Origin of the sequence: Catenuloplanes atrovinosus, from assembly GCF_031458235.1 — a bacterium.
GTDB lineage: Bacteria > Actinomycetota > Actinomycetes > Mycobacteriales > Micromonosporaceae > Catenuloplanes > Catenuloplanes atrovinosus.
Genome location: NZ_JAVDYB010000001.1, coordinates 4,278,609 through 4,291,761 on the forward strand (window position 1 = coordinate 4,278,609; position 13,153 = coordinate 4,291,761).

12 protein-coding genes are annotated in these 13,153 nt (G+C 72.1%); 6 read left to right on the forward strand and 6 right to left on the reverse strand.

The features are described 5' to 3' along the window. Window positions 1–11 precede the first annotated feature (11 nt). Window positions 12–1,367 carry a cytidine/deoxycytidylate deaminase family protein gene (locus J2S41_RS19160; protein WP_310369260.1) on the reverse strand — a complete coding sequence of 452 codons (1,356 nt, stop codon included), beginning with the start codon at window positions 1,365–1,367 and terminating at the stop codon, window positions 12–14. A 40-nt stretch (window positions 1,368–1,407) separates the two neighbouring features. Further along, window positions 1,408–5,079, reverse strand: a complete 3,672-nt coding sequence (locus J2S41_RS19165; protein ID WP_310369261.1) for an ATP-binding protein — start codon at window positions 5,077–5,079, stop codon at window positions 1,408–1,410. Window positions 5,080–5,248: 169 nt separating this feature from the next. Between J2S41_RS19165 and J2S41_RS19170 the strand changes: the two genes are divergently transcribed. From J2S41_RS19170 to J2S41_RS19180, 3 genes are read left to right on the forward strand one after another with little or no spacing between them, the layout of a single operon-like run. Further along, window positions 5,249–6,151, forward strand: coding sequence for a hypothetical protein (locus tag J2S41_RS19170; protein WP_310369262.1), 903 nt, complete (start codon window positions 5,249–5,251; stop codon window positions 6,149–6,151). After that, window positions 6,148–7,497 carry a hypothetical protein gene (locus tag J2S41_RS19175; protein WP_310369263.1) on the forward strand — a complete coding sequence of 450 codons (1,350 nt, stop codon included), beginning with the start codon at window positions 6,148–6,150 and terminating at the stop codon, window positions 7,495–7,497. The genes J2S41_RS19170 and J2S41_RS19175 overlap by 4 nt, the downstream gene beginning before the upstream one ends. A gap of 27 nt (window positions 7,498–7,524) precedes the next feature. Further along, entirely contained in the window at window positions 7,525–8,304 is a 780-nt protein-coding gene (locus J2S41_RS19180) for a hypothetical protein (protein WP_310369264.1), read from the forward strand. Window positions 8,305–8,311: 7 nt separating this feature from the next. Here J2S41_RS19180 and J2S41_RS19185 read toward each other — a convergent pair whose 3' ends face one another. Together J2S41_RS19185 and J2S41_RS19190 are read right to left on the reverse strand one after the other, a co-directional pair. Continuing rightward, on the reverse strand, window positions 8,312–9,091 hold the full coding sequence (locus J2S41_RS19185; RefSeq protein ID WP_310369265.1) for a class I SAM-dependent methyltransferase: 780 nt from the start codon (window positions 9,089–9,091) through the stop codon (window positions 8,312–8,314). A gap of 65 nt (window positions 9,092–9,156) precedes the next feature. Then, window positions 9,157–10,023: a helix-turn-helix transcriptional regulator gene (locus tag J2S41_RS19190; protein WP_310369266.1), complete on the reverse strand. Its 867-nt coding sequence runs from the start codon at window positions 10,021–10,023 to the stop codon at window positions 9,157–9,159. A 160-nt stretch (window positions 10,024–10,183) separates the two neighbouring features. Here J2S41_RS19190 and J2S41_RS19195 point away from each other — a divergent pair, with 160 nt between their 5' ends. The 3 genes from J2S41_RS19195 (at window position 10,184) to J2S41_RS19205 (ending at window position 12,049) form a co-directional block, all read left to right on the forward strand. After that, a complete protein-coding gene (locus J2S41_RS19195; RefSeq protein WP_310369267.1) occupies window positions 10,184–10,585 on the forward strand; it encodes a hypothetical protein in 402 nt (133 codons plus the stop codon). A 197-nt stretch (window positions 10,586–10,782) separates the two neighbouring features. Beyond that, on the forward strand, window positions 10,783–11,673 hold the full coding sequence (locus tag J2S41_RS19200) for a carbohydrate binding domain-containing protein (protein ID WP_310369268.1): 891 nt from the start codon (window positions 10,783–10,785) through the stop codon (window positions 11,671–11,673). A 34-nt stretch (window positions 11,674–11,707) separates the two neighbouring features. Beyond that, window positions 11,708–12,049, forward strand: a complete 342-nt coding sequence (locus tag J2S41_RS19205; protein WP_310376419.1) for a 5-methylcytosine restriction system specificity protein McrC — start codon at window positions 11,708–11,710, stop codon at window positions 12,047–12,049. 10 nt (window positions 12,050–12,059) lie between these two features. On the opposite strand, the gene J2S41_RS19210 is transcribed toward J2S41_RS19205, so the two are convergent. After that, the gene (locus J2S41_RS19210; RefSeq protein WP_310369269.1) at window positions 12,060–12,617 is read right to left on the reverse strand and encodes a TetR/AcrR family transcriptional regulator; all 558 of its coding nucleotides are present in this window, start codon (window positions 12,615–12,617) and stop codon (window positions 12,060–12,062) included. A 19-nt stretch (window positions 12,618–12,636) separates the two neighbouring features. Further along, entirely contained in the window at window positions 12,637–13,086 is a 450-nt protein-coding gene (locus J2S41_RS19215; RefSeq protein ID WP_310369270.1) for a nuclear transport factor 2 family protein, read from the reverse strand. Between the last annotated feature and the right edge of the window lie 67 nt (window positions 13,087–13,153).

Genomic DNA, 13,153 nt, shown 5'->3' on the forward strand with positions numbered 1-13,153 from the left:
CAGGTCATGGTTCAGTGTCCAACACGGCCCGGTGCCGTGGACGCGCCCTGCGCCGCCAGCTCGGGATTCAGCACCCGCATGGGGGCGAGTTCGACGTCCTGGCAGTAGAAGGGCGGCATCCTCGCCGCCAGCGACGCGATGTCGAAGTCGGTGACCCCGGCAGGTGTCCGGATGTATTGGAAGCTCGACGGGAACGCCTGCGGTACGGCACCTTCCATGGTGGAGCCGTACGCGCCGAAGGTCATGACGCCGGCCGCGCGTGACGGATCGGGCGCGACCAGGTGCACGAAGGTGCAGTATTTGGCGTGCGTCAGAGTCGCCGCGGCGGTGTCGCGAACCGATCGATCGGAATCGTTCATGAGGTTCCAGCGGAGCTGGGCGTAATCCCGCGTGGACTCGAGGAACGCGGTACGGATCGGAGAGCGCGCTTCGGCGCCGCCGGTACAGCTCAGCAGATTGCCGAACGGGTCGAGCAAGGCCACCGCGTTTCGGGCGGAGCCCCGGTTCGCGGCCTGATCGGCGACAGCGGTGAGGTGTGGCAGCAATTCCGGCCCGGGAAATCGCGGGTGGGCACTACGGGTGGTGAGCGTGTCGGGATACAGCGTCTGGAGCGCGAGGCGGATCGGGTCGTCCGACGGAAGGTGGACCGGGTCTCGCATGTCGGCGGGAGCACGGCCGCTTTCGTTATCGCTGGTCCGGACGTTGTTGACGCTGCCCGCGAAAACGAGCTGGCTCAGTTCCAGAGTGTCGGCCGCGATGGCCTGGTCGGCGAAGACGGTCAACGTGCCGCCACGGTGGGCGCGCCGGCATGGGGCGGTGACGGCGTAGTAGCCGAAGGTCTCCTTGGCGCGCCGCTGCACATCGGCTGGCAGGGTGGGGAACTCGCAACGCTCGTCGTAGTTGATGCCGGCGTAGGTGTCGATCGCGGACACGCCGACGTTGAATCCGGCGGTGAGCAGTGCGCCCGCGCACATCGCGCATGGATCCAGCGAGGTGACGACTGTCAGCTGCGAGGGGTCGGGCAGGTGCAAGGGCCGGCGGTTGGCGAAGTACCAATCGACGAGCTGACGTTCCCCGTGTGCGGTGGGATCGTGCAGAAGGAACCCGGCATCGGAATCGGGATGGGTTCGCAGCACCTCATTGTGCATCGTCTTCACGACCGTACCCGTGCCGTTGTCGATGATGCAGCCGCCGACGGCGAAGGTGCCTCGCAGGGACGCGAGTACGGCCTCATCGACCGCGACCCGCGCCGCGGCGTCCGCGGTGTCGACTTTCCTGACGTCGTTCATGGGCGCATTCCTCTCCTGGAAGGTTTTCGCCGGTTCACGGCCGGCAAGCGCGGTGACAGCGCCGGCACGTGTGATCACGGCGAGGCCTTCCGCACCCGCCCATCGTCCGTGAGATCGGCTAAATAACGGCTAAGGCGTCGGTCCTGGCCTGGATCTCGGCGATGCGTCGGACGAACCACCGCTGTCCCTGCCGTTCTGCCACGTCATGAGCGAGCCGCCGGCGTTCCGTGATCTCCGCCGCCGGGGAGTGGGCCGCCGCGAACGCGTCCGCCGTCACGAGATGGATATAAGGAAGGAGAAGACGTTCACCGGTGCGCTCGGCAAGCCGAACGGCGGCCAACGCACGATCCCGTGCCTCGGCCCGCCGGCCCGCCGCCAATTCGACCGTGGCGGCCACGGCATGAAAATAGGGCAGCAATGATCTCGACCCGGTGGTGTGATCGAGCGCCTCCTCCATCAGCTTGATCCCCTCCCGGGGATTTCCGCCGACGGACACCGCCCAGCCGAGCATCACCTGCGCCCAGATCACGAAATTGTCCCTGCCCAGCTCGATCGCCGATTCCAGGGACGATTCGGCCAGGCCGTGGGTGCTCGGCGCGTCACCTACGAGCTGCTGTGTGATGGCGTACGAGAGGTCCGTGAAACACGATCCATCGGCGGCGTTGGCGTCCCGGGCGATTCTGCGTGCCCCTGCGAAAAGACGGTCGCATCGATCCGGCCGATCCTGGGTGAAGGCCGCAAGACCGGTCAACGACAGTTCCAGGCACGCGGTGTTCGTCTCGACGAACACGCCGAGTGGCGATGTGGTCTGCTGCTTGGGGGAACGTGCGGTCGCGAGGTCGGGGTCGGACAGCTCGGCCGCCTCGGCGAGCCGCCCGGTGAGGACCAGAGTGACGGCATGGAAGCGGCGCAGTCCTCCGGCGGTCTCCGGCGCACAATCCGGTGGCAACGCCGACAGCGCCTGGCTGCCGTGTCGCGCCGCCTCGTCGTAACGACCCAGGCCGCGCAGTGCCGCGATGAGGACCAGGTCGGTGACGTGTCTGAGGTCGGGTTGACCGAGCGGGACGGCGAGGTCCCGGGCGCGTGCCGCGAGCCGGTGAACTTCGTCGTCGATGAAGTTCGTCATCAGCATGGACCCGGCTAGCAGAAGGCTCGCGGTCAGTTCGAGCCGGTCCCGTTCGATGCCGGCGGGTGTCTGCGGAATCAGGTGCAAAGCTCGCCGCAGATAGGTGCTCGACTCGAAGAAGCGGGCCGCGGCCACGGCTTGCTGGGCAGCCTGGACGAAGAGGCCCACGGCGCTACCGGGATCGCCCGCGGCGGCCAGATGGTCCGCCCACCGTCCCGGCTCGCACGACATGGACGAGGCCGAGCCCATCCATTCGGCGATCCGCCGGTGCAGCTCCACCCGTACCCGCCGGGGCAGGGAGGCGTAGGCACAGTCCTCCAGCAGAGCATGGCTGTAGGTGTACAGCTCCTCGCCGTAGTTGTCTGTCCGCCGCAGCACGCCCGCCGCCACCAGCTCGGCCAATTCGCGGGTGAGCGTTGCCGGGTCTGCACCGCTGGTGGTGGACTCGTCGCAGAGACGAGCCGCCAGGGCGCGGCCGAATGGGCCGCCGACCACCGCGCATCGCTGTGCCAGGGCCTTGGCCGGGCCGAGCGTGTCGAGCCGGGCGAAGAGCGATGCCCTCAGCGAGGCGGGCACCTCGACCGCCGCACCTTCCGCCGATGGAGCGGCAGCCACGGCCGCCAGGGTCAGTTCCCGCAGGTACAACGGGTGTCCATCGCACCGTTGCACGATCTGGTTGACCGTTGCCGTGTGCAGGCGCCGGGCGCCGGCCGTGTGGAGCACCAGGGCGCGGCCATCCTGTTCCCGCAATCGGTGCAGTCGCACCCGGCACGCCATCGACGCCAGGCGTGGCGGCAGGTCGTCGGTGCGGCTCGCGATGAGCACGACACCGTCGGTCATCTCCGCCACGACGTTCTCGAGAAGTTCCCGGGTCTCCTCGTCGACGTCGTGGAGATCGTCGACCACCAGCCGGACCGGGTGATCACCGGCGCACGCGAGCAGCCAGGCCGCGACGGCTCGCCGCCGGGCGGCACCGGTGAGTGCCGAGGGCTGCGGGGAAGCGGCCCAGCCGGCGAGTTCGCCGAGCGTGGGCAGTAGGACCACCGCATCGTTGCCGGCCGGCCCCGCCTGGCCCAGTTCCAGGGAGAGCTGGGCCAGGTCGCGATAGCGCGCGGTCAGGGCTGCCGCGACCGGATGCAGGGGCTGATCCCGGCGGTGCCTGTCACCGCGCAGGACAGGCATCCCGTCGCCGGGCCGCCGGCCGCCGAGTTCGTCCAGCGCTCTTCCGATGAGCAAGGTCTTGCCGATTCCCGCTTCACCGAGGAGGAGAACGACCGCCGGGCCGCGCCTGCCGGTGACGGCTCGCCGGATCTCGGCCAGTGCGGCGTCACGTCCGCGCATGAAACCGCCGCTCGCTTCGCCGGCCAGGGGCGCTTTCTCACCGACGACCACGAATGACCCGTCGGCGGAGCACCCGTCCCGGCTGAACGTGAACCAGCCGGCGGCCAATGCGACGGCCTCGGCCGACACGCGGACATCGCCCGCTCCGGTGACCCGCTGGAGTCGTCCGGCGAGCGCGGGAGTGTGGCCGAAGACTCCGGCCTCCCCGCCGGTACGGAAGACCGCGAGGCCGGTATGCACCCCCGCCGATACGCCCGCGATCGGGCCCGGAGCAATCGGCCGGGCCGCCGCCAGCGCCGCCCGGATCGCCCTGCACAGATCATCCTCACCCGCGACCGGATATCCGAAACACGCGAGCAGGTGGCCCTCCTCCGCGGCGAGCGGGGTTCCACCGTGCCGGCCGATGATCCGACGTATCTCGGTGCGGAACGCCTCCACCTGCGTCATGAGGTCCTCGGGGTCGAGGTCACCCGCCAGCCGGTCGAAGGCGACGATCCCCAGGCTGACGAAGGTCGCCGATCGCCGCTCGTCGGCGGCCGGAGTGGCGTGCGGAGGCGGGACGGCCACACCGAGCCCCGGGTCCTGACGAAGGACGCTGAGTTCCATCCGGCGCAGTTCCGGACCAGGGTCGATTCCGAGTTCGTCCGCCAGCAGATCTCGCACCCGCTGATACGTGGCCAGCGCGTCGCTTTGGCACCCGCTGCGGTAGTACGCCTCCATCAGGAGCGCCCACGGCCGTTCCCGGCAGGGGTCGGTCTCCGTCAGCTCGATCAGGGCGGGAACCGCGTCGGCGGGCCGGCCGCCATGCACCTGCAAGGCCAGGTGTTCCTCGGCCGCCTCGACCCGCAGGACGTCCAGCGGACGGGCCGCGCGCTCCACCACCACGAAGGCCCTCAGGTCGGCGAGGGCCGGCGCGGACCAGAGGGCCATGGCCTCGCGGTAGCGGCTCTCCGCCCGGCTCGGATCGACGCTGGTGGCCGCCCGGGCATCCGCGAGCAGCCGCTTGAACCGGTAGAGGTCGAACTCGTCGTCGCCGAGAACCAGCCGGTAGCCGAACGGTTCGCTCACGATGCGGCCGGGAGAGTCGAGGCTACCGCGGAGGTGGGCGATGTATACCTGAAGAGTCTTGCGTGGCCGGCCCGGCGCGTCCTCGTTCCACAGACCGTCGATCAGCTCGTCGACACTGACCACGTGGTTGGCCCGTAACGCCAGCAGCGCGAGAACCAGCCTCTGCTTCGGGCCACCCAGATTGACATCATGTCCGATGTTGGCGCTGATCGGTCCAAGAATGCGAAGGAACACAAAAGCATTCTGTAGTTGCATGAACACTCACTGTCACGATTTAGCCCAAGTGACGGAATCTTGACAAATGCCGTACCGACATTCGGCTGGCATAGCGGCGGAGGGATGCCTCGGCGTTCCTACCGGCCCGGCCTGACGGCGACCGCGTCGGCGGAATCCCGCCCTTTCAATGATCAATTAGGATGCGGTGGTGCTGCCGCCGCTGCAGGTGATCGACTTCGATCCCGCGACCCCGTATCCGGAGGTCGGGGTGTTGCGGCAGGCGCTGGTCCGTGGGGACTGGCCGGCCGTCCGCGGGCTCTGGGGCCGGTCCGATCACGCCACCCGCTCGGAGCTGCTGGCCTCGGTCGATCCGCTGCGAGACGGCGACACGACCGTGATCGGGGCCGCCCTGGCGGCCGACCCCGCGGACCCGGTGGCCGCCGTGTTCGCCGCGCGGCGGCTGATCGCCGCGGCCGCGCCGGTGCGGGACCCGGTGGAACACGATCGCCTGCTGGTGCGCGCGGAGGCGCTGCTGTCCGCGACGACCGCCCGCCACCCGGCCGACGTCACCGCCTGGGAGCAGCGGATCGTGGTCGCCCCGCCGCTGGGGCTCGGCCTCGACGAGTGCGTCCGGCGGTACGCACGGCTGGCCGCGCTCGCGCCGCACCACGTCCCCGGCCAACTCGCCCACCTGGACGCGCTGTGTCCCCGGGACGACGGCGGCTGGGAGCCGGCGCACGCGTTCGCCCGGGAGCGGATGATGGCGGCGCCGCCCGGCGCGCACAACGGGGTGCTGGTCGCGGTCGCGCACCTGGAGCGGTTCTTCCGGCAGCCGCAGTGGGACATCCGGCCACTGCGCGACGCCCGGGAGCGACTCTACGAGGCGGCGCACCGGTCGGTGTGGCATCCGGGGTTCCGCCGTACGGCCGGCTGGGCGTACGCGGTCAACGTGTTCGCGTGCGCCTTCGCGCTGGTCTCGGATCGCGCGGCGGCGGACGGGCTGTTCGCCACGATCGGCCCGATCGCCACCCGGCGGCCATGGGACCGCTTCGCCGGCCACGCCGGCCCGGGTGAGAACTTCCGGTACCTGAGAGGCGCGATCCCGCGGTGACGATCACACGGACCGAGATCGACGGGGTGCCGGTCGTCATCGCGCCCGGCGACGGACCGCTGACGGCCGGGCTGGTCTTCCGGGTGGGGCGCGCCGACGAGCCGACCGCCCGCGCCGGCCTCACCCGCCTGGCGGGGCGGCTGGCGGGCGGCTGCGACGTCGGGGCGCTCACCACCACGTTCCGGGTGCGCGGCGACGGCGCCGAGGTGGTCGCGGACCTGGACCGGGTCTGCCGGGCGCTCGCCGATCCGCCGCTCGACAGGCTGGCGGAGGCGCGGGAGGAGCTGCTCGCCGCCGCGTGGACGTCGGCTCCGGCGGAGACGCTGGCGTTCCGGCGGTACGGTGCGCGCGGGCACGGCCTCGTCGGCGTCCCGGAGTACGGGCTGCACGTCATCACCGCGGACGAGCTGCGCCGGTGGAACGCCCGCTACTTCACCCGGGCGAACGCGATGCTGTGGATCACCGGTGGCGGACCGCCGGACGGGCTGCGACTGCCGCTGCCGGACGGCGGCGCGCGCGAGCCGGTGCCGGAGGCGGTGTCCGTGCTCGCGGAGACGCCCGCGTACGCCGCCTTCGCGGAGGTGAACACGGTCGCGCTGCAGTCGATCGTGCGCGGGGGCCCGGCCGCGTCCGCGTTCACCCGGTCGCTGAGCCGGCTGCTGCCGGCGGCCACGGTCGGCTGCGTGCCCCGCGACCGCGACCACGCCACGCTGACCGTGCTGCTGGACGCGCCACCGGGGCGCCGGGACTCCGCGATCGGCGCGCTCGCCGACGCTGTGGCCGCGCTGCGGCTCGGCCCGATCCCGCCGCTCACGCCCACCCCGGACGCCCGCGACGCCGCCGCGCTGGTCCGGGACGAGTTGCTCGGCCACGTGCCGGAGGACGGCCCGGTGGACGTGGCCCGGGTCGCCGCGCAGGCGTGGGATTCGGCGCTGCTGATGGTGCCGTCCCACCACCGGACCGGCCGGGGACCGACGTGGGCCGGCTTCGCCGCGCCGCCCGGTTCCGACACGGCACCGCCGGTCGAGGGCCGCCGCTTCCGCATGCACGGCGACCGGGAGGCGATCCTGATCATCGGTGCCGAGGGCGTCACCATGGAGCTGAACGGGGCACGCGCCACGGTCCGCCACACCGAGACCGTGGTGATGCTGGCCTGGCCGGACGGCGCCCGCCGGCTGTTCAGCCCGGACGTCCAGGTGCACATCGAGCCGCACGTGTTCACGGTGAACGTGGCCGCGATGGCCGCGATCGACGCGGCCGTGCCAGCCGAGCTGCGCGTGGACATGCCGGCCCGCCCGCCGGGCGAGATCCCGAGACGCCCCGGCCTGTTCCGCCGCCCCCAGTGATAGCCATTCATCGATATACTGCCGGGCGTGAAAGCGCTCGCTGCCCTCGCCGCCCTCGTCCTCCTCTCCCCCGCCGCCGGCGCGGCCGACACCGGCACGCACCGCACCGGCTCCTGCGCGCCGCACCGGGCCCTGCTGTTCTGCGAGGACTTCGAGCGCCTCCCGGCCGGCGGCGCCAGCAGCATGGCGTGGGGCATCGACACCCGCAACGGCACGCTCACCGTCGAGCGCCCGGCCCGCGGCGACAAGGTCCTGCACGTGCGGACGCGGGACAACGGCCGCGCGTTCCTGACCGTCCACGACCTGGCCGTGCCCGGCGACCGGCTCTACGGCCGCATGCTGGTCCGGGTGGCCGCGTTCCCCACCGCGCCGGACTGGGCGCACTTCACGCTGGTCGAGGCGACCGGCACCGGCAGCGCCGAGGTGGTGCGACCGCTCGGCGGGCAGTGGGTGCCACCGGCCGGCCGAGCACTGTGGGGCATCGGCGCGGACGGCGGGCCCACCGGCGACTGGACCGACTGGCAGGAGTCCGCACCGGCCGAGGCCGGCCGGTGGCAGTGCGTCGAGTGGCTGCTCGACCGGGACGGCAACCGCGTCCTCGTCTGGCTCGGCGATCCGGCCACCCCGGCGCTGTCCGTCTCCGAGCGCGACCACGGCGGCGCGGACGTGCCGTTCGTGCTCCCGGACGTCACCACCGTCAAGGTCGGCTGGCAGCTCTACCAGGGCGGCACCACGCCGGCCGGGTTCGACGTGTGGATCGACGACGTCGCGCTCGCCCCGCACCGCCTCGGCTGCGCGCCGGACTGACCGCGGGTCAGCGGCGGGCGGTCAGCACCCGGGCCGTGGCGGGCAATTCGTAGGCTCCGTCGCCGGTGCGATACTCGCCGATCACGTCGGCCATCACGGCGCGGGCCTCGTCGTACCGTGGCGGGTCGAGGGTGTCGAAGAGCGCCTTGAGGGGGCCGAAGCCGGCCACGAACGCCCACCACGCGTCGAAGCTCGGGTAGCGGGTGGTCCAGTCGCACCAGGCGCCCGTGACGTCCCGCAGGCCCGCGGCCGTCAGGTGGCCCTCGAGCGCGCCCGGCCGCGCGGACCCGGCGAAGGCGGTCTCGAACGCGGGGACGGCGCCCGGCGGCAGCACCTGCCGCAGCACCCCCAGACCGAATCGGGTGTACGGGCTGCCCGCCAGCTCCGCCCAGGTGCCGATGCTGAGCGTCCCGCCGGTACGCAGCACCCGCGCCGCCTCCCGCGACGCCACGTCGAACGGCGCGGTGCCGGGCATCAGCAGGCCCATCCGCGAGATGACCGCGTCGACGCCGCCGTCGGCGAGGTCCAGCCGTTCCATGGGCATCCGGCGGAAGTCGACGGCCAGGCCCTCCCGCGCCGCTCGCGCACGCCCGGCGTCGAGCGCCGCCGCGTTGACGTCGATGCCGGTGACCCGCAGGTCCGGGCGGCGGCGGGCCAGGTCGAGGCTCAGCCCGCCGGTGCCGCATCCCAGCTGTACCACGTGCGCGCCCTCGGGCAGCCCCGCCAGCGGCGCCAGCAGCGTGTCACCGAGCCCGCTCAGCAGCCTCATCACGTTGTCGTCGTTCACCGGTCCCAGGCTGCCGGGCGGTGCGGCCGCCCGCCATACGCCGCTGACGCGCGCGCATACGCCGGTCACCCCCGCTCGGTGCGGTAGCGGCCCGGCGGCATGCCGTACTTGCGGCGGAACGCGGCCGTGAACGCGAACGGCGTCGCGTACCCGGTGCGGCGCGCGACGGCCGTCAGCGGCTCGCGCGTCTCCCGCAGCAGCCGCTCACCCGCGGCCAGCCGCCGATCGGTCAGGTACGCCATCGGCGGCGCGCCGGTCACCGCCTGGAAGCGCCGGGTGAACGCGCTGCGCGACAGCCCCGCGAGGTCGCTGAGCTGCTGCACGGTCCACGGCCGCGCCGGCTGCTCGTGCATCGCCCGCAGCGCCTCCGCGACGCCCGGCTCGTCGCTGAACGGCCAGCGCCGCTGCAGGTGGCGCAGGATGTGCACGAGCATCAGATCGATCAGCGCGCCCCGCGCCGCACCGCTGCCCGGCCCCTCCCGCGCGTAGTCCGCGCCGAGCATCTCCACCACCGCGCGCAGATGCGGATCGTCGTCGTAGTCGGGGGTGAACGCGACCACCTCCGGCAGGTGCCGGAGCAGCGCGGGCAGCCGCCCACCCGGCAGCGGGTACGTACCGCACAGGAACTCGAAGTCCGCCGGCGCGGCCGGCGGCGTCTCCCCCATCGCGGCCGGCGGAAGCTCCGCGAGCGTGCAGGGCTCGCGGGCGATGCCGTGCGCGGCACCGGCGGCCACGAACACGATGTCCCCACGCCGCACCGCGGCCGGCGCCGACCGCTCGGTGATCAGCCAGCCGTCACCAGAGAGCATCACGTGGAAGCCGAGCACCGGCATGACGGGCAGCCGCAGCCCGTACGGCCCGGACTCCGCGATCCGCCGCCCGTTGGCCCGGCCGACGCTCACGCTGCCGACCGCGGCCGTGATCAGATCCATCGTCCGATGGTAGTCCGCCCTCCACCGCCCCCTCCGCGCGTTCGATGCCGTTCCGGACAGTACGGACCTGTGCGGTCGGCACCCGAACAGCGATCGGACAGGTTGTGATGTCGGTCGATGAGGTTCCGCGCCGGAACCTCCCGAGTCGAAGGAGCACCTCATGCGCAGACGCGCGATACGTACCGCCCTCGCCGCCGCGGTGATGACGACCCTGGCACTGCTCACCGCTCCCTCCTCCGTCGCCCAGGCGGCCGGCACCACCGCGGCGGCGCCGGCCACGCCCGTGTGGTCCCTCTACAACGCCGGTAGCGTGGGCGTGGGCTTCATCTATTCGGGCTGGCCGATCAGCGGGCAGTACGAGGACGTCCTGGATCCCGGATGGGTCGCGCTCGACGTCTACGGGGTCTACATCGGCTCCGGCTACTGCGCCCAGCGGTGGACCAGCACCTCCTCAGCCGTCGACGGCCCGTGGAGGCGCGCCGGCTCGGACTTCCCTCCCGGCAAGTACCAGCTCTCCGGGCAGTACTACGTCAAGATCGTGCCCTACCGCGGCACGTGCTGACCCGGCCGGGACCGGACACGGTCGACGTCGCGACACGTCCGTCCGGGTCCGCGGCGACATGACATCTATTGTCGGTCTTCTATGGTTAACTGAAGGCCGTGACGACCGAACGTCAACCGGCCGCCGAGCGGTTCCTGCCAGACAGACCCGGTTCAGCGACTGACTTCGTGGCCGACCTTCGGCGGCTCCGGGCAGAGGTGGGGGCACCATCCCTCCGCGACCTGGGACGGATCGCGAATCGGCGCCGCACCGAGCCGCTGCCGGCCAGCACCACCTCGGAGGTGCTGGCCGGTAAGCGATTACCGAGGCTTCCCCGGCTGGAGTTCGTCGAGTCGTACGTGGGCGCCTGCCTGACGAAGGCCGGCCTGCCGGAGGAGCACATCGCCGACCGGATGACGCGGTGGCGCGACGCCTGGCTGTCGCTCGCCGAGTCGAAGCCGTCCGAGGCGCCGCCACCGTCCCCCGCCCCGGCGCGGCGGAGGCGCCTCGGACGGGGCTGGGTGCTGGTGGCCGCGGCGTTCGCGGCCGGGGCGCTCGTCGGATCGGCCGGGATCCGCTCGATCGGCACCCCCGACCCGGCCGGAACCCTCACCGCCCTCGACCCGGCCGGAACCCTCCCGGCGTCCGCGGAACAGAGCGACGCCTGCGAGGCGCCCGGCCCGGCCGCCACCGGACGCGACGCGCTCGCCGGCACCCCACCGTGGTGGACCGACAAGGCCGACTTGCCGCTCGACGCCGGCGACCGGGCATTCGGCATCACGGTGCGACCCGGCACGTCCCGCCCCGGCGACCTGATCGTCGTGAAGAGCGCCGTACGCATCGAAACCGGCCGCCGCTACGTGCTCACGTTCACCGCCCGCGCCGACCGCCCGGCCAGCTTCCGCGTCCGGGTCCAGGACAACGACGCCCCGCACTACGTCCACTCCATCGACCGGGACCTGCCGGTCGACACCCAGAACTGCCACCATCGGTACGAGTTCACCGGCGGCAAGACCAGCGCCCAGTCCGAACTCACATTCCAGCTCGGCGGCCAGCCCCACGAGTTCCACCTCAACATCAGCGCCGTCACCCTGGTCGAGATCGACTGATCGTCCACTGAGGTGCACCCAACCGGCGATCCGCATCCGCCGGGGCCGTCCTCTACGGTCGTCCACGCCCGACGTGGTGCACCTGGTCGAGGAGCGGCCGGTCGCGGTCTTCGACGCGAAGTACAAACTGGAGAGCCCGACGTCCCGCTACCCGAACGCGGACGCCTACCAGATGCTCGCCTACTGCACCGCCCTCCACGTGCCGGCCGGATGGCTGCTCTACGCCCAGGGCAGCGGGCCCGCGCGTACCCGCCGGATCCGGCACACCGGCATCGACGTCATCCACCATCCGCTGGACCTGACGGCGTCACCGGACCACATCCTGGCCGACATCCGGCGTGTCGCCGCCACGGCGATGGGCGGCCAGGCCCGGTAGCGGCGGCACGTCATTCGCCGGGGCGGGTGCGCAGGGTGCGTGCCCACGGGGCGTCGACGCTCACCGCGTCGATCGCCACCAGGACGTTGCTGAGCAGGGCGTCGGCGAAGTAGCGGCGGATGCGGTCCTCGGCGGCGCCGGTGGCCGCGCGCAGGTATTCGACCTGTCTGGCGTAGCAGGCGCGGACGGCCTCGCCGATGACCGGGTCGGCGGCGCTGCCCTGCGCGTGCAGCAGGATCATCAGCATGGTCCGGTCGGCGATGAGCTCGTCGTAGGAGGCGCTGATCGCCCGCAGGATCGTCTCCGGGTCGGTGCCGCGGACCGTGGCCACCGCCGCGGACGCGGACTCCAGCAGGCGGTCGGAGCAGTGGTCGATGACGGCGGCGAACAGCGCCTGCTTGTCCTTGAACAGCCGGTACAGGTATCCCTGGGAGATGCCGGCGGCCGCGGCGACGTCCGTCGTGGAGGTGCCGTAGTAGCCGCGTTCGGAGAACGCCTGGACAGCGGTGCGCAGCACCGTCGCCCGGCGTTCCGCGGCGGTGGAGCGCTGTCGTGCCTTCGCCTGCATGCGACCAATCAACCACAGGTCATCGCGTTGTGAACGCCGACACCATGCCGTCGGTGCCGCCGAGCGCGTCCGCGACGACCTGCGGGTTCCAGTAGTCGACGAAGCGGCTCATCCTGCCGCCGGTCGTCTCGACGACGCAGATGAACGCCTGGTGGTACGGCCGGCCGGTGCGCCGCGCGACCCCGGTGCCGCTGACCTCCGCGATGACCAGGGTCGGGTCGACCGTGTCGTGGAACCGGGGCTCGGAGAACGTGACACGGAAGTTCTCCGCGAAGCTCGTCACGTGGGCGAGCAGGCGCTGGCGTCCGGCGACCCGGGCCGGGTAGCCGGCCGGGGCGTAGGGGAACTCCACGGCGCCGTCCTCGGTGAACAGGTCCACCCAGTCCTCGCCGCGCCCGGCCGCCAGCAGGTCCAGGTGGTCCCGGAAGACATGCTGCGTAGCTCTGCGGACGCTGTCGTCATCACTCACACGTCACCCCTGTGGTTGACCTACCTCAACAAAAGCACTGGTAGGTAAGGATCTTCAGCGCTTCCCT

What these genes read in the sequence shown, in the direction of transcription:
- J2S41_RS19210 (WP_310369269.1), bottom strand. Translation starts at nt 12,617, where the DNA reads ATGCAGGCGAAGGCACGACAGCGCTCCACCGCCGCGGAACGCCGGGCG.
- J2S41_RS19190 (WP_310369266.1), bottom strand. Translation starts at nt 10,023, where the DNA reads ATGGATCTGATCACGGCCGCGGTCGGCAGCGTGAGCGTCGGCCGGGCC.
- J2S41_RS19165 (WP_310369261.1), bottom strand. Translation starts at nt 5,079, where the DNA reads ATGCAACTACAGAATGCTTTTGTGTTCCTTCGCATTCTTGGACCGATC.
- J2S41_RS19195 (WP_310369267.1), top strand. Translation starts at nt 10,184, where the DNA reads ATGCGCAGACGCGCGATACGTACCGCCCTCGCCGCCGCGGTGATGACG.